General features: G+C 49.5%; 25 protein-coding genes and 1 tRNA gene. 8 read left to right on the top strand and 18 right to left on the bottom strand.

What is annotated here, in order from left to right; all coding sequences use genetic code 11:
* Positions 1-33: 33 nt before the first annotated feature.
* From plsY to NGM62_RS12050, 3 genes are all read right to left on the bottom strand, one after another.
* Entirely contained in the window at positions 34-684 is a 651-nt protein-coding gene (gene plsY / locus NGM62_RS12060) for a glycerol-3-phosphate 1-O-acyltransferase PlsY (protein WP_262248268.1), read from the bottom strand.
* 60 nt (positions 685-744) lie between these two features.
* Positions 745-1,605, bottom strand: coding sequence for a carboxylating nicotinate-nucleotide diphosphorylase (nadC, locus tag NGM62_RS12055; RefSeq protein WP_262248267.1), 861 nt, complete (start codon positions 1,603-1,605; stop codon positions 745-747).
* A 142-nt stretch (positions 1,606-1,747) separates the two neighbouring features.
* The gene (locus tag NGM62_RS12050) at positions 1,748-2,131 is read right to left on the bottom strand and encodes a DUF4783 domain-containing protein (protein WP_262248265.1); all 384 of its coding nucleotides are present in this window, start codon (positions 2,129-2,131) and stop codon (positions 1,748-1,750) included.
* Positions 2,132-2,417: 286 nt separating this feature from the next.
* On the opposite strand from NGM62_RS12050, the gene gpmI reads away from it, so the two are divergent.
* Positions 2,418-3,947, top strand: a complete 1,530-nt coding sequence (gene gpmI / locus NGM62_RS12045) for a 2,3-bisphosphoglycerate-independent phosphoglycerate mutase (RefSeq protein WP_262248264.1) — start codon at positions 2,418-2,420, stop codon at positions 3,945-3,947.
* Positions 3,948-3,957: 10 nt separating this feature from the next.
* A complete protein-coding gene (locus tag NGM62_RS12040) occupies positions 3,958-4,539 on the top strand; it encodes a hypothetical protein (protein ID WP_262248263.1) in 582 nt (193 codons plus the stop codon).
* Here NGM62_RS12040 and NGM62_RS12035 read toward each other — a convergent pair.
* A complete protein-coding gene (locus NGM62_RS12035) occupies positions 4,511-5,158 on the bottom strand; it encodes a tetratricopeptide repeat protein (RefSeq protein WP_262248261.1) in 648 nt (215 codons plus the stop codon). The genes NGM62_RS12040 and NGM62_RS12035 overlap by 29 nt on opposite strands.
* Positions 5,159-5,629: 471 nt before the next feature.
* Here NGM62_RS12035 and lon point away from each other — a divergent pair, with 471 nt between their 5' ends.
* A complete protein-coding gene (lon, locus tag NGM62_RS12030) occupies positions 5,630-8,089 on the top strand; it encodes an endopeptidase La (protein ID WP_262248259.1) in 2,460 nt (819 codons plus the stop codon).
* A 53-nt stretch (positions 8,090-8,142) separates the two neighbouring features.
* The gene (locus NGM62_RS12025) at positions 8,143-9,444 is read left to right on the top strand and encodes a hemolysin family protein (RefSeq protein WP_262248258.1); all 1,302 of its coding nucleotides are present in this window, start codon (positions 8,143-8,145) and stop codon (positions 9,442-9,444) included.
* On the opposite strand, the gene pyrF is transcribed toward NGM62_RS12025, so the two are convergent.
* The 7 genes from pyrF to rpsU all read right to left on the bottom strand — a co-directional run bounded on the left by pyrF (position 9,439) and on the right by rpsU (position 14,769).
* Positions 9,439-10,269 (bottom strand): orotidine-5'-phosphate decarboxylase, encoded by an 831-nt coding sequence (pyrF, locus tag NGM62_RS12020; RefSeq protein ID WP_262248257.1) that lies wholly within the window; start codon positions 10,267-10,269, stop codon positions 9,439-9,441. The genes NGM62_RS12025 and pyrF overlap by 6 nt on opposite strands.
* Positions 10,270-10,336: 67 nt before the next feature.
* Positions 10,337-11,485: an acyl-CoA dehydrogenase family protein gene (locus tag NGM62_RS12015; RefSeq protein WP_262248255.1), complete on the bottom strand. Its 1,149-nt coding sequence runs from the start codon at positions 11,483-11,485 to the stop codon at positions 10,337-10,339.
* A gap of 178 nt (positions 11,486-11,663) precedes the next feature.
* Complete coding sequence (locus tag NGM62_RS12010; protein ID WP_262248254.1) at positions 11,664-12,194, bottom strand: adenine phosphoribosyltransferase; 531 nt, start codon at positions 12,192-12,194, stop codon at positions 11,664-11,666.
* Positions 12,187-13,134 (bottom strand): ComEA family DNA-binding protein, encoded by a 948-nt coding sequence (locus NGM62_RS12005; protein WP_262248252.1) that lies wholly within the window; start codon positions 13,132-13,134, stop codon positions 12,187-12,189. Before NGM62_RS12005 ends, NGM62_RS12010 begins: the two co-directional genes overlap by 8 nt.
* A 110-nt stretch (positions 13,135-13,244) precedes the next feature.
* On the bottom strand, positions 13,245-13,592 hold the full coding sequence (gene hpf / locus NGM62_RS12000; protein WP_262248250.1) for a ribosome hibernation-promoting factor, HPF/YfiA family: 348 nt from the start codon (positions 13,590-13,592) through the stop codon (positions 13,245-13,247).
* 14 nt (positions 13,593-13,606) lie between these two features.
* A complete protein-coding gene (locus tag NGM62_RS11995) occupies positions 13,607-14,488 on the bottom strand; it encodes a tyrosine-type recombinase/integrase (protein ID WP_262248248.1) in 882 nt (293 codons plus the stop codon).
* Between the two features lie 89 nt (positions 14,489-14,577).
* Entirely contained in the window at positions 14,578-14,769 is a 192-nt protein-coding gene (rpsU, locus tag NGM62_RS11990; RefSeq protein ID WP_262248246.1) for a 30S ribosomal protein S21, read from the bottom strand.
* Between the two features lie 151 nt (positions 14,770-14,920).
* Here rpsU and NGM62_RS11985 point away from each other — a divergent pair, with 151 nt between their 5' ends.
* Complete coding sequence (locus tag NGM62_RS11985; protein WP_262248244.1) at positions 14,921-15,385, top strand: DUF1569 domain-containing protein; 465 nt, start codon at positions 14,921-14,923, stop codon at positions 15,383-15,385.
* 181 nt (positions 15,386-15,566) lie between these two features.
* On the opposite strand, the gene NGM62_RS11980 is transcribed toward NGM62_RS11985, so the two are convergent.
* A tRNA-Phe gene (locus NGM62_RS11980) sits at positions 15,567-15,639 on the bottom strand.
* Positions 15,640-15,826: 187 nt separating this feature from the next.
* Between NGM62_RS11980 and mnmA the strand changes: the two genes are divergently transcribed.
* Positions 15,827-16,915: a tRNA 2-thiouridine(34) synthase MnmA gene (gene mnmA, locus NGM62_RS11975; RefSeq protein WP_262248242.1), complete on the top strand. Its 1,089-nt coding sequence runs from the start codon at positions 15,827-15,829 to the stop codon at positions 16,913-16,915.
* 490 nt (positions 16,916-17,405) lie between these two features.
* Here the strand turns inward: mnmA and gap are convergent, their stop codons facing one another.
* The 3 genes from gap to pfkA are packed head-to-tail and all read right to left on the bottom strand — an operon-like array spanning position 17,406 to position 20,224.
* Entirely contained in the window at positions 17,406-18,401 is a 996-nt protein-coding gene (gap, locus tag NGM62_RS11970) for a type I glyceraldehyde-3-phosphate dehydrogenase (protein WP_262248241.1), read from the bottom strand.
* Positions 18,402-18,407: 6 nt separating this feature from the next.
* A complete protein-coding gene (locus tag NGM62_RS11965; protein ID WP_262248240.1) occupies positions 18,408-19,256 on the bottom strand; it encodes a hypothetical protein in 849 nt (282 codons plus the stop codon).
* Positions 19,253-20,224 (bottom strand): 6-phosphofructokinase, encoded by a 972-nt coding sequence (gene pfkA, locus NGM62_RS11960; RefSeq protein ID WP_390937196.1) that lies wholly within the window; start codon positions 20,222-20,224, stop codon positions 19,253-19,255. The genes NGM62_RS11965 and pfkA overlap by 4 nt, the downstream gene beginning before the upstream one ends.
* Positions 20,225-20,387: 163 nt before the next feature.
* Here pfkA and NGM62_RS11955 point away from each other — a divergent pair, with 163 nt between their 5' ends.
* Complete coding sequence (locus tag NGM62_RS11955) at positions 20,388-21,086, top strand: NUDIX hydrolase (RefSeq protein ID WP_262248238.1); 699 nt, start codon at positions 20,388-20,390, stop codon at positions 21,084-21,086.
* 7 nt (positions 21,087-21,093) lie between these two features.
* Here NGM62_RS11955 and NGM62_RS11950 read toward each other — a convergent pair whose 3' ends face one another.
* Entirely contained in the window at positions 21,094-22,401 is a 1,308-nt protein-coding gene (locus tag NGM62_RS11950; protein WP_262248237.1) for a sensor histidine kinase, read from the bottom strand.
* Between the two features lie 186 nt (positions 22,402-22,587).
* Between NGM62_RS11950 and NGM62_RS11945 the strand changes: the two genes are divergently transcribed.
* Positions 22,588-22,914 (top strand): HesB/IscA family protein, encoded by a 327-nt coding sequence (locus NGM62_RS11945; RefSeq protein ID WP_262248235.1) that lies wholly within the window; start codon positions 22,588-22,590, stop codon positions 22,912-22,914.
* A 46-nt stretch (positions 22,915-22,960) separates the two neighbouring features.
* Here the strand turns inward: NGM62_RS11945 and bshB1 are convergent, their stop codons facing one another.
* Together bshB1 and NGM62_RS11935 are read right to left on the bottom strand one after the other, a co-directional pair.
* Positions 22,961-23,695, bottom strand: a complete 735-nt coding sequence (bshB1, locus tag NGM62_RS11940; protein ID WP_262248233.1) for a bacillithiol biosynthesis deacetylase BshB1 — start codon at positions 23,693-23,695, stop codon at positions 22,961-22,963.
* Positions 23,696-23,700: 5 nt separating this feature from the next.
* A complete protein-coding gene (locus tag NGM62_RS11935) occupies positions 23,701-24,327 on the bottom strand; it encodes a DUF4294 domain-containing protein (protein WP_262248232.1) in 627 nt (208 codons plus the stop codon).
* Positions 24,328-24,502 lie beyond the last annotated feature (175 nt).

The raw sequence follows: 24,502 nt of genomic DNA, 5'->3' as shown, positions 1-24,502 counted from the left end.
CAAAGAAAGCAATATATATGCCGAATTTGCGTCTTAAACCTTCGCCCGCTTTCCAAACAAATAAACTTTCGACTCCTTTCCTTTCAACAAACGTTCGATATTTTTCTGGTGGGTGATCAGAATCAGCACACAGATGCATATCCCATACAGCAACACGGATTTAACCGATGTGTGGAACAGGAAAACAATGCTGAACGGGAAGGCGAACCCGGCAGATATCGAACTCAACGATACGTAGTGGGTAAGCAGCAATACGATTAAGAATACCGACACACATACCAGGGCTGCCTGGAAATGCACGGCCAGGATCATCCCGAATAATGTGGCCACCCCCTTACCGCCCCTGAACCCCGCAAATACCGGGAATAGGTGCCCCACAACTGCGATAACACCCAGCGCAAGTTGGTAATTCACAAATTGAGCCGCAGCTTGCGGTCCGGTTACAGAAGGCCCGATGAAATAGGCCAGATTGGTGGCGGTCCACCCTTTCAGAATATCGATGATCATTACGGCAACACCTGCCTTGGTACCCAGCACGCGGAACGTGTTGGTAGCCCCGGCATTCCCACTGCCGTATTCCCGTACATCCACACCATAGAACGATTGCCCCAACCATACCGCAGTGGGTATTGATCCAAACAGGTAGGCTAAGACAACAGCTCCAATGAGATAGCTCGATATCATGAGTTACAAACTTAGATAAAGTTGATTTTATTCGCAATGCTTTATCAGCAATGCGATTATTTAATCGACCACTTTTGCTTTCAAACTCATATCCAGCCCTTTTACGGAATGTGTCAAAGCACCGATAGAGATAAAGTCAACCCCTGCCGCGGCGTAATCGCCGATATTGTCGGCGGTAATCCCGCCAGACACCTCCGTTACTAGTCGCCCATCGATCAAGGCTACCGCCTTTCTTACTTCACCGGGCGTGAAATTATCCAGCATTATCCGGTCTACACCCCCAACGGCAAGTACCTCTTGCACTTCTTCCATATCCCGCACTTCTACCTCAATGGCAATAGGCCGTTTCATTTTCCCTTGGTATTCTCGGGCACGTGTTATGGCTTCCTTTATTCCGCCGGCGTAGTCTACGTGGTTATCCTTGATCAGCATCATGTCGTGCAATCCGAAGCGGTGGTTTACGCCACCGCCTGTTTTCACTGCTTTTTTTTCAAGGAATCGGAGCAATGGTGTGGTTTTGCGGGTATCCAGCACTTTTGTACCCGTACCCGCGATCGCGGCAACAATCCGGTGTGTTGCGGTGGCAATCCCACTCATCCGTTGCATCATGTTGAGCACAAGCCGTTCGGCGATCAGGATACTGTGGATGCTCCCGGTAACCGTAAGCACCACATCGCCTACAGCTACTGCATCACCGTCGGTGCTGAAGGTCGAAACCACCAGTGTTTCGTCTACATAACGGAATACCGCCAGCGCTTCTTCTAAGCCCGCCAGTATCCCTGCCTCTTTGATAATCAGTTGAGCCTGGCCTGCTGAGCCAGCCGGGATAGTGGCTATCGAGGTATGGTCACCGTCGCCTACATCTTCTGCAAGTGCTGCCGCAATGAAGCGCAGCAATAATTCGTTTTCAATCTGAGTCATTGGTTATCCATCATGCGTACTCCATGTATGCCAAGTGTTTCGAAACACCCCATGCAAACATGGAATAACTTCCGTTAAACGGCGCTAAGATGGCTATTTAAAATAAAAGAAAACGAATAAAATTAAAAATCGGGTAGGTTTATCAATAAATCGATTCGATACGAAATTCGGTAACCTCGAAGGTATTGTCGTTGTTTGTCAGCTTATAAGAAACCCTAAATGTATCCTTTGCCGTTTCAAGATTAAGCACCACATACCGGAAGTTGGGATTTGAATCCAACCGGTGTGCAACCTTTACGTCCGTGGGTGTATGCTTATTGAAAAAATCCCTTAGAATGATTTCCGCCTGCACGCGGGAGTAGATTCCCTCATCATTTAGCAACGTCATACTCACGGTCGATGAAAAATGCTTGGAAAGTTCTTTGGTGTTGCCGCTACGTACGCACGACGCGATATCATCGATCACATCATTGATATTGGCAAATCCCACTCCCATCACGAGACACATTGCACCTATCATCCCCATCTTTTTAATCAAACTAATTCCCATCGCGTTCCAATGTAATTGTTTATCCAAATTTCAATTCTGTTTGGCGTTTAACTCGTAAAGTCCACATTCATTGATTAGATTGTAGACTAAATTCTACACATATCGGACTGTGGGCCCGATTCACGTTCAACGGTTTACGTATAGCTAAAAACATGCCATCTTTTGCGGCTGTATTCCCTACTACAGCAAATACACGCTGTATCCGTGCGATATAGCAGCCGATAAACTTGCATCTAAAAGCAACTTTGTCTAAGTTTGCTCCGTGAATAACAGTAGAAAAGTAGCGCTCATAATCTTGGATGGTTTGGGCTATGGCAAAGCGGATCAGTCGAATGCCGTCCGTGCAGCAAACACACCGTTTTTGGATGAATTATTGGCCAGTAAACCCAATTCGCGGCTGGAGGCGTCGGGCGAGGCGGTAGGACTTCCCGCAGGCCAGATGGGCAACTCCGAAGTGGGGCACATGAACCTGGGGGCCGGCCGTGTCGTTTACCAAGAACTGGGGCGGATACACAAAGCCGTTGCCGACGGTGAATTCAACCGGAATGCCGTACTGCAGGACGCGTTTGGCTATGCAAAGGCAAACGGCAAACGCGTACACTTTATCGGACTGTTGTCTGATGGCGGGGTCCACGCCCATACCCGCCACCTCAAGGGACTGTGTGATGCCGCCAAACATGCCGGGTTGACAAACGAGAATGTATTCATCCATGCGTTTTTGGATGGCCGCGATACCGACCCCAATTCGGGTGTTGGGTACGTAGCTGATCTGGAAGAATTCTTACCTACAAGTGTAGGTCAGCTGGCTTCAGCGATCGGACGGTACTATGCTATGGACCGCGACAACCGGTGGGAACGGGTTAAGTTGGCCTACGACCTGCTGGTACACGGAACCGGCAGCAAGACTACAGATTTAGGTAAAGCGATCGAGCAATCGTATAAGGAAGGTATCACCGATGAATTCGTCAAACCAATCGTCAAGACCGATTCGGAGGGTAATCCGTTGGCGTTAATCGCTGCCGGTGATGTAGTGGTATGCTTTAATTTCCGGACCGATCGTGGCCGGGAAATTACGATAGCGCTTACGCAGCAAGCGTTCCCGGCTTTCGACATGCTTCCACTCGATCTGCATTACCTCACCATGACCACCTATGATGAAACCTTCAAGGACGTCCAGGTGCTATTCCTCAAAGACAACCTCACCAATACGATCGGCGAGGTACTGGAGGCTGCCGGCAAGACACAGACCCGCATTGCGGAAACCGAGAAATACCCACACGTCACCTTTTTCTTCTCGGGTGGGCGCGAGCAGGAATTCAAAGGCGAGCATCGCATCCTGATACCGTCGCCCAAAGTGGCGACGTACGACCTGCAGCCAGAGATGAGTGCCCAGGGTGTGGCAGATGCTATCTGCAATGATATATCGCTGAATAAGCCCGACTTTATCTGCCTAAACTTCGCAAATCCCGACATGGTGGGTCATACCGGGGTGTTTAATGCAGTGGTAACAGCGGTGGAAACCGTAGACCGATGCGCACGGCAAGTAGTTGAATGCGGACACCGGGAAGGTTACAGCTTTATCATCATTGCAGACCATGGAAATGCCGAATTCATGGTCAACGACGACGGATCGGTTAATACGGCCCACACGACCAATCTGGTGCCCTGCATACTCATCGACAGCAATTATACGGCGATTGCCGACGGGAAATTGGGCGACATCGCGCCGACGATCCTGACCCTCATGGGTATCCCCATTCCGCCGGAGATGACAGGCAATGTATTGGTATAAACGGAATGCCATGCGTTGGCTAAACACAACATCGTGGCGCTATCTCATTGCCGCCGTACCCATGCTGCTCACCTCATGCGGCGACGCAGGCGATGCATCGGGGGCTGCGATTCGCCCAGAAACCAACTATTTCAGCCTAACTGACTATTTTGATCGGGAAGCGGAACGGTTACAGCAAATCAATCCTGAAATCACCAAAACAGTAGCTAAAAGTGGGGATAGCGAAAGTAAAAATATCAGGGTAACCGACTGGAAAGGTGAATTTGCCCTATTTACAGATGCCGACATCAATAAGCCCGCTTGGCAAAACAGCTACCGGATAGACAGTACGGCAAGCTCTGTAAAATATACCGCAACCGACCCTACGTTGCGTACCAAAGAAATCCTTGTGGAAAAATCGGATGATGGCACCATTACCCATATCCGCATCACGAACCAGGTAGACAATATGCTATACCATACCGATGAGCAACTCGACTACTACACCGATTCGCTATACCGGATCGACAAAAAACAGCGCGTGCGTGTAATCGGCGAAAGCCATTACACCATCTCCGGCCGGTTTATTTCAGGTTATCCCGATACACCTTAGCCTTCTTGATTTCAGTTTGGATATCCTTTTTGCCTGGCGACATAGCCAATACCTGCTCAAAATCGATTACACTTTTATTATAGGCATCGGCAGCGACTTCTTTGTCGTAATTGGCGGTGCCAGACGTTCCCCTCAGGATGCCTAAATCGCGGTAGGCTATACCCCTATTTTGGTAATACTTCACATCTTCGCCATTCAGCTCAATAGCTTTGGTATAATTCACGATAGCATCGTTCAGCATCTTTTCACGATTGGTCGAACTGATCTTCTTATCCGTTTGCACCGCTAGGATGTTGCTGGCTTTACCCCGGTAATAATAAGCCGATTCGTGGTCAGGACGCAATTCAATCACCTTGCTGAACGAATCCAGTGCTTTGCGGTACTCACCGATCTGGTATTGCGAGTAGGCCAGCATATACATCACATTCGGATCGTTGGCCTCTGCAGGCAACGCCTTTTGCAGATGGCCTGCAGCCGCTTTGAAATCGCCATCTATCAACGCTTTCTGACCCAAACGTACATATGGGTTGCTGGGTGCGGTTTCAGTGGTCTGGGCATGGCCCCCCATTACTACAACACACAGTAGCGCCATGACGATACCCGATTTAACTCGTTCCAAAATAGTGTTCAAATTGTTTATTTTCATCACGTTATAAAATTACACAAACTTCTCCGGGCCCTGCCATTCGGCAAAATAACACCCTTTTGCCATTCGTTACTACAATTTCCGTGCTACAAACATAACCATTAGTTTGCCACCTTCAAGTGCTGCGTAACCAGAATTTTCCACTTAAAACTCCAAATCGGCCATTTTATTATCCATTGATTTAATTTTACTGGGCAATTACGTATATTAGTCAAATTATCCGTATGCAGCGATATCTTTACCAACATGCAACCGTAACCCGGCCGAGCGTTTCACAGCTGACTTTTTTTCAGCAAATGCACCTAATGACACAAGTTTGCATTCAAATACCGGCCAGACTCACTATTGGCATAGGCATTGCAATTATGTCTACATTATATGTAGTTAATTCACCAAGTGTTTCCAGCTGCCAAAATGGCGCCACATCATAGACGAAAAATATACATGAGCAATTTTGATCCATTTGATTTTAATCAAGCAATCCCCATCATAAATGAAGACACGGAGTTTTTCCCCTTGCTAAGCCAGCAGGATGAAGATGAGATGAGCAATGCCGATCTTCCGGAGTCATTGGCTATCCTACCATTACGCAACACCGTGCTGTTCCCCGGTGTGGTCATCCCAATCACCGTCGGGCGCGACAAATCCATTAAACTGGTAAAGGAAGCTTATAAGGGCGATCGCATAATCGGTGTCGTTTCACAGCAGAACATGGCCATTGAAGACCCGTCGTTCGATCAATTGCATCTAGTGGGCACGGTGGCCATGATTATCAAAATATTGCAGATGCCGGATGGCAATACGACCGTCATCATTCAAGGGAAACAACGTTTCCGGCTACGTGGGCTTATCCAAAGCGAACCATACATCAAGGCACACGTAGAACGATTCGAGGAGAAGAAACACAAATCGAACAGGGAGTTCAACGCTCTTATTTCGTCAATCAAAGAGATGGCCCTGCAGATTATCCAGCTCTCGCCACACATTCCAAGCGAAGCCGGTATCGCCATCAAAAATATCGAGAGCCCGGCGTTTCTGATTAATTTCATCTCATCGAACCTCAATGCCGACCTTTCGTTCAAGCAAGAATTATTAGAGATCTCCGGCTTGGATAAACGTGCGTCTAAAGTACTGGAACAGCTCAATGTAGAACTACAGTTGCTTGAGCTTAAGAATCAGATACAGAATAAGGTAAAGGGAGATTTAGATAAGCAGCAGCGGGATTACTTCCTCAACCAGCAGCTGAAGACTATCCAGGAAGAGCTGGGCGGTAACACGCCCGACCTGGAGATGGAAGACCTGCGCAAACGGGCCAAGTTGAAAAAATGGTCGAAAGAAGTAGCCGAGCATTTCGACAAGGAGCTCGACAAGCTTGCGCGCATCAATCCGGCAGCTGCCGATTATTCGGTGCAGGTGAATTATTTAGAGCTATTACTTGAACTGCCGTGGAACGATTTTACCAAAGACAATTTCGACCTGAACCGTGCGAAACGGGTATTAGACCGTGATCACTATGGGCTGGAGAAAGTGAAGCGCCGGATCATCGAGTACTTGGCCGTACTGAAGTTAAAGCACAATATGAAGGCGCCGATATTATGTCTGGTCGGCCCCCCAGGTGTGGGTAAAACGTCGCTGGGCAAGTCTATTGCCAAAGCCCTAGGCCGCAAATATACACGCATGGCGCTGGGCGGTATCCGCGATGAGGCTGAAATCAGAGGCCACCGAAAAACGTATATCGGCGCTATGCCGGGCCGCATCATCCAGTCGCTCAAAAAAGCCGGCGCTTCAAATCCGGTGTTCGTGCTCGACGAAATCGACAAGGTCGGTAGCGACTTCCGCGGCGATCCGTCATCGGCATTGCTGGAAGTCCTCGACCCCGAGCAGAATAACGCGTTCTACGACCACTATGTCGAGCTTGATTACGACCTATCGAACGTGATGTTCATTGCCACGGCCAATACGCTCAGCAGCATCCAACCCGCATTGTTGGACCGCATGGAGATCATCGAGGTAAATGGCTATACCATCGAAGAGAAGATTGAGATTGCCAAGAAGCACCTGATCCCGAAACAGCGGGAATTGCATGGCCTCAAAGCTAGGGAATTTTCGCTCCGTACGAATATCATTGAGAAGGTAATCGATGAATATACGCGTGAATCGGGCGTACGTGGCCTGGAAAAGAAAATCGGCTCGCTTGTGCGCGGTGTGGCTACCCACATCGTTATGGAAGACCCGTTGCCCAAACCGATCGATGCGGCCGTTGTGGAGAAAACCCTCGGTGCGCCGATATTCGACAAGGAATACTATGAAAACAACGATGTAGCGGGCGTGGTAACTGGGCTCGCGTGGACCCAGGTTGGCGGCGACATCCTGTATATCGAGTCGAGCTTGAGCCCCGGCAAGGGCAAACTGACGCTTACGGGCAATCTGGGCGATGTGATGAAGGAGTCGGCAACGATAGCAATGGCATACCTGCGTGCAAATGCCGGCGAATTTGATATCGACTACCGCGTGTTCGACAAGTGGGATGTCCATATCCACGTGCCTGCCGGTGCGACACCCAAGGACGGTCCTTCTGCCGGTATCACCATGCTTACCGCACTGGCCTCGAGCTTCACCCAGCGCAAGGTAAAGGAAAAGTTGGCCATGACCGGAGAGATAACCCTCAGGGGCAAGGTACTCCCCGTTGGCGGCATTAAGGAAAAGATTCTGGCAGCCAAGCGAGCCAATATCAGAGAGATCATTCTCTCCAAAGCAAACAAAAAAGATATCCTGGAAATCAAAGAAGATTATATCAAGGACCTCACCTTCCACTACGTAGTAGAGATGCGCGAGGTAGTTGAAATTGCGCTACTGAGAGAACAGGTCAAAAATCCGAAAAGGCTTTTGACAGATGAAATATAATGCGGCATCGTTTCTGGCTTTTGTTTGTTTAAATTAATTATTACCTTAGCTTCATGCTTACTGAATCGCTGATTATCTTAGCGTTAATCCTATTGAATGGCGTTTTGTCGGCTTCCGAGATTGCTATCGTATCCAGTAAGAAAGCACGTTTGCAGGTACTGGCCGACAAAAGAAATTCAGCAGCCAACCAGGTGCTCAAGCTAAAGGACAAGCCCAACGAATTCCTATCGACCGTGCAGATCGGCATCACGCTCATTGGTATCCTTACGGGTATTTTCGGGGGTGCCACCATTGCGCAGCGCATCGAGGTTTACCTGTCGGGGATTTCTTGGATAGGCAGCCACGGCGGGCAACTGTCGGTACTAATCGTCGTGATTGCCATTACATTTTTGACGTTGGTTTTCGGCGAGTTGGTACCCAAGCGGATTGGGCTGGCCATCCCAGAGCGATTCGCCATGCTGGTGGCCTACCCCATGCAGGTGCTTAGTAAGGCCGTGGCTCCCTTCGTGTGGCTGCTCAGCGCCACGACGGAAGGTGTGGTCAGGCTACTCAATATCAAAACGTCGCGGAGCGCCGTTACCGAAGAGGAGATCAAGGCCTTGGTCGACGAAGGGGCCAACAGTGGAGCCATCGAAGATATCGAGCATGAAATCGTGGATCGTGTGTTCAGCTTGGGCGACAAACGTGCCATCAACCTAATGACCCACCGCAGCAACATCGTATGGCTGGATATCAACGACGGCTACGACGTACACCGCGACACCATCCTGAAGAGCGGCCACACTGTGTATCCTGTTTGCCAAGGCGGGTTAGACAACATCATCGGTATCGTCCACATCAAATCACTGCTCAACCAATACCTCATCGACCACCCCATACAATTGGACCAGTTGACGCAACCCCTCAATTATGTACACGAAAACAGTTCGGCATACAGCATACTGAATAAATTCCAAACCTCTCGGATTCACCAGGCGATTGTACTCGACGAGTACGGGTCGCTCCAGGGCATCGTCACCATCAACGACATCCTCAGCAGCCTTGTAGGCGACATTTCCGACGGGGATATGGCCGAGAAGCCCGAAATCGTTACCCGTGAAGACGGAAGCCTGCTTATCGATGGCCAGTACCAATTGGATGAGCTGTTCATTGCACTGAATATCGATCTTTCTGAAGACGAAGATGAAAGCATGGGCAGCATCAGCACCATCGCTGGCCTGGTATTGCTCAGGCTGGGCCACATGCCGGCCATTGGCGAGCGCACGCAATGGAAAGACCACGAATTTGAAGTGATGGATATGGACGGCAATCGGATTGATAAAGTGCTCGTTACCTACCTTGGGGAGCAATTATAACGAACAGGCTTCCAATTCCTTTTCCATCTGCCGTTGCAATGCCAGGGCCTCTTCCCTAGCCCGCTCCGCAAAATCTTCACCATTGGAAGCGTAAATGATCGACCGGGTAGCGTTTACCAGCAGCCCGCATTCAGCATTCATCCCATAGCGGCACACCTCTTGGAGGCTGCCCCCCTGTGCGCCCACACCCGGGACGAGCAGAAAATGATCAGGTGCCAATTTACGGATGGCAGTAAAAGCCTCACCCCGTGTGGCGCCCACCACATACATCAAATTATCCGTGGTACCCCAGCCGTTGGCTTTTTCGATCACACGCTCAAACAGCTGCGTGCCACTTTCGTCCCGGTGTGTTTGGAAGTCGAGCCCTCCCGCATTCGACGTGAGTGCCAATACGATTGTCCACTTACCCTCAAAACCGAGGAAGGGTTCCACTGAGTCGTGTCCCATATATGGTGCCACGGTGATGGCATCAAAGCCGAGGCCCGAGGTCTGTGGGTCGAAGAAAGCGTTGGCGTACATTTTGGATGTGTTGCCTATATCGCCCCGTTTGGCATCAGCTATGCTGAGGCAGTCGTGCGGCAACGCGGCCCATGTCTTTTGCAGGCTTTGCCATCCAGCCGCCCCCCGGCTTTCGTAAAAGGCAATATTGGGCTTGTAGGCCACGCATAGGTCTGCCGTCGCCTCAATGATTTGCCGGTTGAATTCAAAAACCGGATCTTCATAGTCCAGCAGGTGGCGGGGTATTTTTCCGATATCTGTGTCGAGTCCCACACATAGGAAAGAGCGCTTGGTTTTTATCTGGTGGATGAGTTCACTCCGCGTCATAGCTGCTTATGATTTTAGTCACCGCAAACCTAAGACAAAAATTGCTGCTAAAAAACAAAAAGCTGGTCTATTTCAACACCTCCCTGGCGATGACCATTTTTTGGATTTCGGATGTTCCTTCGCCAATAGTGCACAGTTTAGCATCACGGTAGTATTTTTCTACGGGGAAGTCTTTGGTATATCCGTAGCCCCCGAAAATCTGTACCGCTTCGGTCGCACAGCGCACGGCAACCTCCGAGGCGTAGTATTTGGCCATAGCCGAATTTTTGGTGACATCGCCACCGGAATTCTTCAGGGCGCAAGCCTGCCTGACCAGCAGCTCGGCGGCCTCGATCTCCGTGGCCATATCGGCCAGCTTGAACGAGATGCCCTGGAAATTAGCTATCGGTTGTCCGAACTGGTGCCGTTCCTTGGCGTAGTCGACAGCGGCTTCCAACGCCCCTTTAGCCATGCCCAATGCCAGCGCGGCAATGGAGATGCGCCCCCCATCGAGCACTTTCATGGCTTGTTTGAACCCCTGTCCCTCCTCACCTAGCAGGTTCGCACGCGGCACGCGGCAATTATCGAAAATCAGCTCCGTGGTTTCCGATGCCCGCATACCCAGTTTGTTCTCTTTCTTTCCATGTGTGAAACCAGCTGTTCCTTTTTCAATGACCAATGCCGATACCCCGGCCGATTTATTTGTCTCGCCGGTACGCACCATTACCACGGCCACATCACTGCTTTTGCCGTGTGTGATCCAGTTTTTCGCACCGTTAACCACATAGTGGTCACCGTCTATCCGTGCCGTGGTAACCATACGAAGTGCATCGGAGCCGGTGTTGGCTTCGGTGAGTGCCCAGGCACCCAGCCACTCGGCCGAGGCGAGCTTGGGCAGCCACCGCTGTTTCTGGCCCTCGTTCCCGAATGCCAGGATGTGTCCTGTACAGAGCGAATTATGGGCTGCCAGTGAAAGCCCGATGGAGCCGCACACTTTGGCTACCTCCACGATGATGTCTACATACTCGTCGTACCCCAACCCCGCCCCGCCATATATCTCAGGCACCAGTACTCCCATGATGCCGAGTTGGCCCATGGCTTTGAACGTATCGATTGGGAATTGTTGCTCTTCGTCCCATTCCATCACATGCGGTCGGATATGCTTATGTGCAAATTCGCGGACCATCTGCCGAACCATCTCGCGGTTTTCGTCGCCCATTATTACTGATTCCATCATGACAACTAATTGGTTTTATCGCAATAATAAGCAATATGGCAAAGAAAGTAAACCAAAGAAAATGCGGTATAATGTAGAATAAAACGGTTTTGGGTATGAAAGCCATTTGGGTAAGCCCTATCGGCAGCAATCATCCCTTCGCACCGGCACGAAACGGTCGAAAAAATATTTCACTTAATCAATCGTAGCCTATGAGTGAATGGATGATCGGGCTGAAATCGGCGAGACATGCCCTACCGTTGAGGAAATCAAGGCTAATAATAAAGGTATAGCCAGCCACACTACCGCCCAGGCGCCGGATCAGCCGGCTTGTGGCGGCCACCGTACCTCCTGTAGCCAGCAGATCGTCGTGAACGAGCACGCGGCTGCCGGGGGCGAAGGCATCGGAATGGATCTCGATGGTTGCACACCCATATTCGAGTGCATACTCCTCCCGCACGGTTGTATACGGCAACTTCCCGGCTTTCCGGATTGGTACGAAGGGCTTGCCCAGCCGCTGCGCTAGCATGGGGCCGAAGAGGAAGCCGCGGCTTTCGATACCCGCCACCATGTCGATCGTATTCGCATCAAGCGGTTCGGCCATGCACTCCACCACCGCTTCGCAGAGCTGCGGATCCTTCAGGATGGGCGTAATATCTTTGAAAACAATACCGGGCTTAGGGAAATCAAGTACATCCCGTACGGCAGATTTCAGTCGTTGTTCAATCATCAGTCAGCGTTAAGTACGGTGCAATTTTAAGCAAAATTTGCTCATCCACGATAGCGATGTTCAATAAATCGCCGATAGACGCATAGGAGCCGTGCTGTTTGCGGTATTGCACGATTGCGTTGGCCAACTTGTGGGTAATCAGCGGGTGGTCGCGGAAATGCTGGTAGTCGGCCTTGTTGAGTGGTATTTTTCTTACTTTCGCCGTGTCCACATACACATGCGCCTCCAGTCCCTCAAACCGCGCTGTGTCAAACCCGTACACCTGCATCAGCTGTTCTACGTGGTGGAAACCTCCCAGCCGTTCGCGAAACCGGACGATACGCGACGCAAATACAGGCCCTATACCGGGCAGGTATTGCAACTCGAGCGAGTCAGCCTCATTTAAATCGAGATGCAACCGCTGCTCTTCCGCGGCTGGTGCTGCTGCGCTTTGCCTAGTTGCAAATGCCGTCATTGACTTTCGGCCGCCATCATCCACCGTTTCTTTAATTTCAATATACGGCTCCAACCGGGCATAGTCGGCATCGGATAGCGTATACATTTTCCGAAGGTCTTCTTTCTTCCGAAAGCGGCCGCCTTTGGCTTCATAATTCTTTATTACCTGTGCCTGGCGTTCGGATAACCCCAGCCGCTGCCAATCTTCGATGGATAGTCCATTCGGGTCGAACGGGAAAAGGGTTACTTCATCGGTTAGAATCCGCCCACCGCGGGATTCGGGTGCCCCACCGTGATGGTTTGCAGCGGTTGTAGATTCGTGTAGGGTAATTAAGAACCGATCGATTTCTGCGGCTTGTCTGGAAATATCGTACGCCGGCATATTACGACGGAGAGGAAAGACGCGCAGAGCGCCCCACAGTATTAGCAACAGCAATATCAGCGCGCAAACACCATTTAGTTCGCTGCGGTTAAAACCGAAAAACGTTGCAAACCATTTTTGCATGGCTGGTCTACAATTGGTTATTCAAAACAAAAATTCAAACCCGACTGGCACTGGGCGTGTCGTGTCGGGCTTGAATAGCATTAATAATCTATGATGACAACCGACGGTGGTTATGCAGTCATTTCATCGGTCATCGAAAGCAAATCCTTGTGATTGCTCGCTTTAGTTCTGGTTTTCGTTTTATGTTTATTGATCTGCCTACGCAGTGATTCAACCGCCAGGTCTGTGGCTTCTTCAAAAGATTTAGCCTGCGCCTTTGCAAACAGCTGACTTCCGGGAATATTGAGTTTAAACTCCGTAATCTTGTTTGCTTCGTCTTCTACATTTTCCAGTTTGAGATAACACTCTCCATCAATAATCTGGTCAAAGAATTGGTCAAGTTTGTTTACCCTTTTTTGGATAAACTCGATCAGCTTCTTGTCTGCATCGAAACGGATTGATTGCACAGTAATGTTCATGATTCCTCCTTTTTTTAAGCTTTTGGATGGGCCTGTTTATAAATCGATTTAAGTCGCTCGACTGAATTATGTGTATAAACCTGGGTAGCTGCCAGTCCGGCATGCCCCAACAACTCCTTTATCGCGTTCAAATCCGCACCGTTGTCTAACAGCGTGGTAGCAAATGTATGCCTAAGCACGTGCGGGCTTTTCTTCCGCTGCGCGGATATTCCGCTCAGGTAATGTGTTACGATGTCATAGATCAACCCCGGGTAAGCGTCTTTCCCTTTTTTAGTAACGATAAGGTATGGCGATTTGTTGTCGAAATGTTGTATATTTTTTTCATCGATATAATACCGGAGCAACATTTGAAGCGATTTATTCATCGGCACCAGCCTTTCTTTATTCCTTTTACCAAATATACGGATATTCCCGTTGTAAAAGTCGATGTGTTCTTCACGGATTTGCAATAATTCGGCAAGCCGTATCCCGGTTCCAAACAGCAGCTCCAACACCATTTTGTCTCGTAGCCCTTCAAAGGTATCTGGAAATACTTCTGCCGTATCCAGCAAGGCGGTGAGCTTATCCTTATCTACGGTAACGGGGAGCTTTTTCGGTGTTTTCAGTGCCTTTACAAGAGCGAACGGATTCTGTGCGGTTACCCCTTCGCGCATCAGGAACCGGTAGTACGTGCGGAGTGCGGCAAGGCTTCGGTTTACCGACACGGGGCTACGGCCTGAGTCGAGCCGCATAGCAAGGTATGCGCGCGCTTGTCGGTGGGTTATCCGGGTAATATCCGTATCCGTTGCCTCCAGGTAATCGGCGTAAACAGCTAATTCGTGAGAATATGCGGCGACGGTGTGCTTTGAAAAGCGCCTTTCATAGGTGATGAAACGGATAAAACGGTCTATAAACATAGAAAAACTACCCTTATATTCTAATGGTTGAATATACGGATAGTTTTTCTATATTACAAATAAACCGCCAATCAAAGCGGACGCAATCATTAGATGGCATCCTGGTTGAGGCTCTGTTTATATATCGCCTTTTTACGTTGTGTACGACGGGCAACGGATTTCTTCTCGTAGGCTTGGCGTGAACGCAGTTCGCGCAATACACCTGTCTTTTCAAACTTCTTCTTGAAGCGTTTCAACGCGCGGTCTAATGACTCGCCTTCTTTCACATTTACAATGATCATCCTTTAATACCTCCCTTCGTACAATTTTTTTGGACTGCAAATGTATGAAAGTTTCGGATTGTTTCAAAGTGATTGTTAAATATTTAGTTCGTGTTGCGTATATTTGGGTGATTCGGCAATATGCCGTATATGTCAGTCAAGGAACGTTATAATGGAACGAAAAACAAAAACAATTTTTGAAACTTCACCCCAAAACCAACTAATACAAAGGATCAATTTGCTTAGTAAAAGTCACAGGGCAGTATGGGGAAAGATGAACGTTTTCCAAATGCTAAAGCACAATACCTATTGGAATGGCTGGATACTCGGCAATGACGAACATACCTACAAGCAAGAATTTTTAGGGAAACTTTTCGGTAAAATGGCATTACAACGAATGATAAAGGATGAAAAGCCGTTTGACAAGAATATTCCAACATCTAACCAATTCAAAGTAAAAGAACTACATTGTGATTTGGAAGCTGAGAAAAGCAAATGGATTTCATTAATTGAAGAATACGAAAACTATAATAATCCAAATTTCGTCCATGATTTTTTTGGAAAAATGACAAAAGAACAAATAGGGGTTTTAGTATATAAACATACCGACCACCACCTAAGGCAATTTGGGGTATAAAATTGTAAAGTATCGCCTGTTCCATTTTCAGCTTGATGCAATTGAACCAATGCCTAGCACGATAGACGCAAATCACCGTAGTCTTGCTTAGTCCATAGGTTTTGAAACTGATCCGCGCAATATGGAGCCGACAACACAAAATTAAAAAACCCCTCATACGTTTTATACAAGGGGTTTTCTGTGGTACCAGCTGGATTCGAACCAGCGACACAAGGATTTTCAGTCCTTTGCTCTACCAACTGAGCTATGGTACCGCCTTCTCGACCTTATTGTGGCCGTTTTGGGACTGCAAATGTAGCTCCTTTTTTCATTTAAGAAAATTTTTTTTGAAAATTAATGGGCAGTGGATGGCAAGCCGCTGATTGCGTTGGGGATAAAATGACAGCCCGAAAACATACGGTAATAAAAATTAGCTGTACCTTTGCACATTAATTCGTTGAAATGAGTAAAAGAGGAAGAGTATTGGTGGCTATGAGCGGCGGGGTAGACAGTTCAGTTGCGGCTGTGATGCTCCACGAGCAGGGGTATGAAGTCATCGGGCTGACGATGAAAACCTGGGATTATGCCTCTTCGGGTAGCTCCTCCAAAGAAACGGGCTGCTGTAGCCTCGACAGCATAAACGATGCACGGGCGCTGGCCGTATCTTTCGGGTTCCCACATTATATATTGGATATCCGGGGGGAATTCGGCGACTCGGTAATCGATAATTTCGTAGATGAGTACCTGGCCGGACGCACTCCGAACCCCTGTGTGCTTTGCAACACCTACATCAAATGGGAAGCGTTGCTGAAGCGTGCCAACAAATTGGACTGCGAATTTATTGCCACCGGGCATTATGCTAATATCCGTCAACAGGAGAATGGCCGGTACGTCATTTCCAAAGGCCGGGACACACACAAAGACCAATCATACGTGCTCTGGGGTGTTTCACAGGAAAACCTCGCCCGCACGCAATTCCCGCTGGGATCGTATACCAAATCCGAAATCAGGCAGATGGCGGCAGAAATGGGGCAACTGGAGCTTGCTAGCAAATCGGAGAGCTATGAGATCTGCTTTGTGCCCGACAATGACTACCGGGCGTTTTTGCGCCACCGGGTGGAAGACATCGACGACCGCATAGGTCCGGGCAACTTCATCCTTACCGACGGCACCGTGGTAGGCCAACATCAAGGCTATCCCTATTATACCGTTGGCCAACGGAAAGGGCTGGGTATTGCCCTCGGCCGCCCTGTATTCGTAACCAAGATCATGCCCGAGAGCAACACCGTGGTGCTGGGCGACGAACACGAGCTGCAAAGCCGTGAAGCGTATGTGAAGGATGTGAACCTTGTTAAATATGCCGCGATCGACCAACCGATGGAAGCGGTAACCAAAATAAGGTATAAAGACGCGGGCATGAACAGCACGATTGTTCAACAAGACGGGAAGATGAAGGTCGAATTCCACCATGCGGTAAAGGGCATTGCGCCAGGCCAATCGGCTGTTTTCTATGAGGGCGATGATTTACTGGGCGGCGGCTTCTTAATATAACCACAAGCAACGGCTTCCGGGCCATAAGCAACGGTTTCCGGACCACAAGCAACGGTTTCCGGACCACAAGTAACGGCTTTCGGACCACAAGCAACGGTTTCCGGACCACAAGTAACGGCTTCCGGGCCGCAAGCAACGGCTTCCGACCCACAAGTAACGGCTTCCGGGCCGCAAGTAACGGTTTGCGAGACGGAAGCAACGGCTTCCGGGCCGCAAGCAACGGCTTCCGGGCCGCAAGTAACGGCTTGCGAGACGCAAGTAACGGCTTCCGGGCCGCAAGTAACGGTTTCCGGACCACAAGCAACGGTTTGCGAGACGGAAGCAACGGTTTGCGAGACGCAAGCAACGGCTTCCGGGCCGCAAGTAACGGTTTGCGAGACGGAAGCGATCGTTTCCGAAGGTAGTATCCCGCCAAAACAGACAGTTTATCCACACAAAAAGCCCCCGGAGACCGAGGGCTTTTTCACGTTTAATGGGACGTCAGCGTTGGTTAAGCTTTGCCAACCAATTCAACCAAGTCAACCAGCTTATTCGAATAACCCCACTCGTTGTCATACCACGACACGACTTTAACGAAGTGTTCATTGAGTGAGATACCGGCACTGGCATCGAAAATGGATGTACGCGCATCACCGCGGAAATCCTCAGACACAACGGCATCTTCAGTGTAACCAACGATACCTTTGAGTTCGCCTTCTGCAGCATCCTTAAATGCTTGCTTAATTTGCTCGTACGTTGCCGGCTTTTCCAGACGGGCAGTAAGGTCTACCACCGAAACATCAGGAACGGGTACGCGGAACGACATCCCGGTAAGTTTACCTTTCAGCTCGGGCAATACCAAGCCTACAGCTTTGGCTGCACCCGTAGACGACGGGATAATATTTTGGTAAGCACCGCGTCCGCCGCGCCAATCTTTCACTGATGGGCCGTCAACGGTCTTCTGGGTAGCGGTAACGGCATGGATGGTACTCATCAGGCCTTCAACAATACCGAAATTATCGTGCAGTACCTTGGCGAGTGGTGCCAAGCAGTTGGTTGTACAAGAAGCATTAGACACGATGGTCTGGTCTGCCCTCAGCTCTTTATGGTTCACACCGATCACGAATGTAGGAGTGTCGTCTTTGGCCGGGGCCGACAATACCACCTTCTTCGCACCTGCGTCGATGTGCTTCTGTGCGGCTTCTTTAGTCAGAAATAGACCCGTAGATTCGATGATCACCTCTGCTCCTACCTCACCCCAATTTAAATTGGCCGGATCCCGCTCCGCGGTAACACGCACGGTTTTTCCGTTTACTACAAGGTGGCCGTCTTTCACTTCCACCGTACCATCAAACTTCCCGTGAGTGGAGTCATATTTCAGCATATAAGCCAAATAATCCGGCTCCACGAGGTCATTTATCCCGACAATTTCAATACCCGGGCGGTTCACTGCTGCCCTGAATGCTAAACGGCCAATCCGGCCGAATCCATTGATTCCAATTTTCATTTTATATTAGTTTTTATTTAAATAGTATTTCAATAAATTATGTATCGGCTCCCTGATTACGGTGCCAACGGTGATGTTATATTTACCTGCCACCTCCCGCAACCATTCTTCATAGCTTGCAGCCACGCTCCCTGTGAAGTTAACCACGACATCAGGGTATTGTTTGGTGAGCGGCAGCAAGTACGTTTCAACATACAATTTCAAGCCGTGGTAAATGGTTTTCTTCACAAAACGGTGCTTGTGATTCTCCAATATAAAATCCGCAAACGATGTCAAAAATAGGGTCGGGTTTGCCTGATTATATACTTTATCCATGATGATTTTACGGTCTATCGGGTACCGCTCCACGAATTTCTCAAGCAGATCCTCGGGTATCGTTTCGTTGAGGTAGCTTTTCAACAGCATACGTCCTATCCAGTTTGCCGACCCTTCATCGGCAAGGATATACCCTAGGCCGAAATTATTTTCAACTGTACGCTTACCATTGAAATAGGCCACATTAGACCCGCTGCCCAAAATCCCGATGAGGCCCTTGCTATCGCCAAATGTCGAAATGGCCGAAGCGCGCACGTCATGGTCCACCGTTACCTTGGCATTTTTAAAGAACTGTCTGAAAACCGAGGCAATCTTATCTTTCCGCTCCGGCGAGGACGAACCCGCACCGAAGAAGTAAATCCGCCTGATCCTTTCGGCATAGTTGATGAGGTTGTTGCTCTTATTCAACAGCTGCAGGATAAACCGTTCGTCGTGCAGATAAGGGTTAATCCCCATCATCCGGAAACCGGTTACGATTTTCCCCCGTTCGGCCAATCGCCAGTCCGAAAACCTGGAGCCGCTGAATACTACCGCTATCATATCGACAACACTTCCATCATTTCCAACATATCCTCGCTCAGCTTGAACACTTTCCTGTTCAATACCTCTTCCAGTGGCGTTGCTTTTATCTCGTTACCCCACAGTCCGACCATTACCCGGCTCTCGCCGGCAAGCAGGCGCTTCACCGCGGCGTAGCCGAGCCGGCTGGCTAATACCCTGTCGAAACTGCTGGGCGACCCACCCCGCTGGAGGTGACCCAAAATCGTCACTTTTGTGTCGTAGAAATCAAATCGTTCCTTTACTTCCTTAGCCACCTTATACGCACCGCCGTTTTCCTCGCCTTCGGCGACGATGACGATGGTCGATGCCTTCTTGCTATTTGCCGCAGTCTCCAACTGACTGCAAAGCGTATCGATGCCCATTGATTTCTCCGGCAACAAAATCGCCTCCGCACCGCCAGCAATGCCAGCATTCAACGCAATACAGCCCGAGTCGCGCCCCATCACCTCCACAAAGAACAGCCGGTCGTGGGATGCGGCCGTATCGCGTATCTTATCAATAGCCTCGATAACCGTATTGGTTGCCGTATCATAACCCAGTGTGAAATCCGAGCCATAGAGGTCGTTATCTATCGTTCCCGGAATACATATCACCGGGATATCAAATTCGCGGGAAAAGACCTCGGCACCGGAAAAGGTGCCGTCGCCACCGATGCCGATAAGGGCATCTATCCCTGCCGCCTTGATATGCTCATAAGCCTGTTGCCGTCCCTCCGCCGTGCGGAACGCTGCACACCGGGCGGTTTTGAGAATGGTACCGCCCAACTGGATGATATTGCTCACCGATCGGCTAGTCATCTCCTCAAAGTTGGCGTCTATCATCCCTTGGTACCCTTGGTAGATGCCTACAACCGATTTGCCGGCGTGCAACGCAGTCCGGACAACCGCTCGGATACAGGCGTTCATCCCCGGGGCGTCACCACCTGAGGTATAAACCCCTACTTTCATTATGCTTTGCACTTTTCTAATAATCTTTTGTAAATTAGCAGCACGAATATAGTGTGTATTTGTTACACTATTAAATTTTTCAAGAATTATTTTATCACTCGAAGGGCTTGAGTGTGCGAATTTAACAAATTATAATCAATTAATATACAAAATATAAGCTGTTTTGCAATCAAATTTACCACATTTACAATCCACATTCACCACAGACTGTGTTATTTTTGGCTTCCAGGGGGGCGAGTTAAAAGTATTATTGATTGAACGCAACGAATATCCGTTTAAGGGATGGTGGGCTCTCCCTGGCTTTTTCGTAGAGCACAGCGAAACCATCGACGACGCGGTAGAGCGTATCCTTTATGAACACACGGGCCTGCGGGGCATCTACATGGAGCAGCTTTATACTTTCGGAGACCTCAAACGCCATCCGCAGGGACGGATAATCACCGTGGCCTATTACGCGCTGCTACGGCTGGACGACCTCGAAAGCCAGCCCGTGCCGGTAACCGACTATGCACGCCAAGCAGTGTGGCATCCGTTGAACAACCTGCCCGAACTTGGTTTCGACCACGGCCACATCATCGATAAGGCCATCCAAAAGGTACGCCGCAAGATAAGCTATAGCCCTATAGCTTTTGAGCTGCTACCGGAGAAATTTACACTGACCCAGTTACAGCAACTTTACGAAGCGATTTGGGGGCGCAAGCTGGACAAGCGCAATTTCAGGAAGAAGATGCTGAATTACAATATCTTAAAAGAGCTGTCTGAATTCCAACGGGGCGTCTCTTACCGTGCGGCAAGGCTGTATAAACTCGACAAGCGAAAGTACGCTAAGGTTTTCCAAAACGAGCTCACGTTCAGTAGGTAGATAAGTATTAGTCTACCAACGGCAACCTAAGCCGGAACGTAGTTCCCCGTCCCGTTTCGCTCTCAAAAGTCAGCGTTCCGTTGAATGCTTGTGTGTATTCATGGCACAAAAATAATCCCAAGCCTATGCCGCGCTCGTTGTTGGTGCCATAGGTAGACCGGGTCTTCAGGGAAAAAAGCTCCGACTGCTGCTCCTTAGCTATACCTATACCATTATCTTCCACAATCAGCTCGCACTCCTCCCCTATTCGTGTCCCCAAAACCCGTATATGCCCTGATGGCAGGGTAAACTTAATGGCATTGGTCACCAGGTTACGGATAATCAACTGCAGTATGTCTCGATCGACCAGAGCATGCAACGATTCATCTATCTCTGATTCGAGACGGATATTTTTCTGGCTGGCGTAAATCTTTTGTATATCAATAACGGGCTTCAGCACCTGAGCAATGTTATTCCTGACCAATGTCAACCGGAGCCCGCTCAGTTGGCTTTGCGACCACACCAGCATATTGGAAAGCATCTCTTGCGAGCCGTGGAGCGCATTTGCCAATCCACTCTCCACCTGTTTCCGCTCATCCGGCGTGAGGCGGTCGCTCGCTATTAACCGGATATAACTGTGTAACGACGACAGGGGCGCCTGTAAATCGTGCGAGATGATCGAGAACAGCTTCAGCTTCTCGTCATTCATCTTCTCCAATTCGATCGACTTCAGCTCCGCGGAAGCCCTCTCCCGGTTATAGGCTTTCTTTAAATACCTCAATCCGAAAAAGCAAATGAAAATACCCGTGATATAGGCAACCCCCAAATCGATAAACTGGGCTTTGTCGCTCGCGTAGGTAACCTGGATCGTTTCCGGAAAACGGTATTCGATCACCAACAAACCGATAGCGATTACTAAAAAGAGTATCGCCCACAACCCATACAGCTTTTTGGGAGACATGATGAGGGTGAGGATGAACGACAGCAGAAACGACAGCAGTGAGGCGCCCTTTGCCCCTGCACTGAAAAAATAACTAATTGAAAACAAAATGATAACAGCACCAGCAGCGATGATTACGCCCAATTCCAATCGCCGCCGGCGACGCCCTTGGTAGTACGCAATTCCTACAATAGCGGTAAAGACCGTAAATATCGCCGCGGTCGTCTTCAACCCCGAGAAATAATTGAAGGGGATATTGAAAACCATGATGAAAATAGCAATCAGACAGACCGAATTGAGTAACCGGGTTTCGAGTGGCAACGACTGATCACCGATTAAGTATCCGATCCATTGCTTGATGTCTTTTCTGCTCTTCCTAGGACTTTCAGTGGCCATGGCGCAAAAGTAAGTAAAGTAATCGAAGAAAATTTTTAATTCTTATTGGGTCATGGTATTAGTGGGAGCGAATATGACACACACCAAACCTAACATGCTATCATATTTCGTAAATATTCCGATATTTGCAATTCCGTTTGGACTTACGCGGGGGGCGTATGTTCTTCCGGGGTAATTATATAGGATATGGTAACGATAACTGAGAAAGCGAAACAGCGTGTCCTCGATATCATGGCTAAGGAAAGCTACGATGACACCTACTTCATTCGGGTGGCTGTGGAAAGTGGCGGCTGCTCGGGACTGAGCTACCGTCTCAACTTCGACAACGAAGAGCGGAAAGGCGACCAGCTGTTTGAAGATAAGGGCATCAAAATCTGCCTCGATATCAAATCTTACTTATACCTGGCGGGTACCGAGCTGGACTATTCGGACGGGCTCAATGGGAAAGGGTTTGAATTCCACAATCCGAATGCATCGCGCACCTGTGCCTGTGGCGAGAGCTTTGCGGTATAGCGGGGGTTAAGGTAGCGTTCCCCACGACCTATTTTCTTACGAAAGGTTATTTCAATACAAAGAGGCTGTCGACCCCCAAGAGCCTGCGGCAGGTAAACCCTTCCGCATATCTCGCACCGATATACTTGCCATATTCCCGGGCCCGTCCCTCAATGTATTCCATAAAATCGGGTTTCGAGATGTAGGTGACCGGCTCATCCGACACGTATTCTTCATTATGGAACTGCGATCGGTATGCTTTGATGGCCTTCACCTTATCTGGCCATTCGTCCGTTACATCCACCGCAATGTCTGGCTTTATGTAGTAGTCTTGGATCAGCTGGAGTAGCAGCCGGGGGCGGTGAGGCACCTGCAGGGCACCGCTATCATCGCGCGTCTCTATCTTCTGGAGACCCGCCAGGAAAACTGAGTCGTTCACCAGATCGCCCGCCCGGCCGTGGTCCGGATGACGGTCCATCAGTGCATTGGAAATGATGATTTCGGGCCGGTATTTGCGGATAGCACCGATCACCTGTAGTTGATGGGCCCCGTCGTTACGGAAGAAGCCATCGCGCATCCGAAGGTTCTCGCGGGCCACCAGCCCCATCACCGCCGCCGCCTCGCGGGCTTCTTCATCACGTAGCTCGGCCGTGCCGCGTGTACCCAGCTCACCGCGGGTAAGATCGACAATACCAACTCTTTTCCCCATACGGGCGTGTTTGATGATGGTGCCACCACAGCCCAACTCAGCATCATCGGGGTGCACAGCGATGACGAGCAAATCCAGTTTGTTGTTGTCCATAGTCATTAAAAATACCCGTAAGCCGGGCTACGCTCCAAGCTGCGTATGATGTTTTCGATCTCGAAGTCTTCCTCCGGGCTATACGTATTTTTGAGGTTGTGGCCGAATACGCGGGCAATGGACTGGTAAAAAAAGGCTGTAACCCCACCTCTTAAATCCTTCACCACCTCATAGCTCGAATTCCCCGTCTGGCGGTCGATGAGTTTAATCAGTATTTCGCCTTGTGAAATCGTCAGGTTTTTCACTTCGCGGTTGAACATGTCTTTGATTTCCTTCTCGCATGCTTTCACCAACTGCTTCTGTTCACGGCGGTTGCCTGTCAACGCCAGGTCGCGGTACAGCTGCTGGTACCTTTCCTGTGCATACTTGGCGTAAGGCAGCACTTTGATCACATTATACCGCAGCCGGAGGTAGCGTGCCTTGTCTTCAGGGCTCCTGAAAACCCGTTTGCGTGTCACGGTCACCTCCGGAACCAGCATCCACGGGAGCCGCTCACCGTCGACCAACGTCGTGGCTACCCGATGCCGCGGAGGCCGCTGGCTTTCAGGGTGCCGCGAAAGCGTATCCTGCGCAACCAATTCGCCCGATAGCATCACCGCGATTAGAAAAAGTGTCAGCCGGAAGAAAGCCATGTTATACAATATCCAATAATTATCCGTATATTTATAAGGTTAAAAAGGAGCGCTATAATTGCGCTTCCATATCCCGATACGGATATACAAACTTAGCTAAAGTTGTTTTGATATGCAATTTTAATCGCTGATGGAATGGACAACTTCTTAGCAAGAGACAAAAACTTGGTGCCAC

The organism is Parapedobacter soli (assembly GCF_025460835.1).
GTDB lineage: Bacteria > Bacteroidota > Bacteroidia > Sphingobacteriales > Sphingobacteriaceae > Parapedobacter > Parapedobacter soli.
Note: the sequence above shows the minus strand (reverse complement) of the source record. Positions and strands in the feature narration are given on the sequence as shown.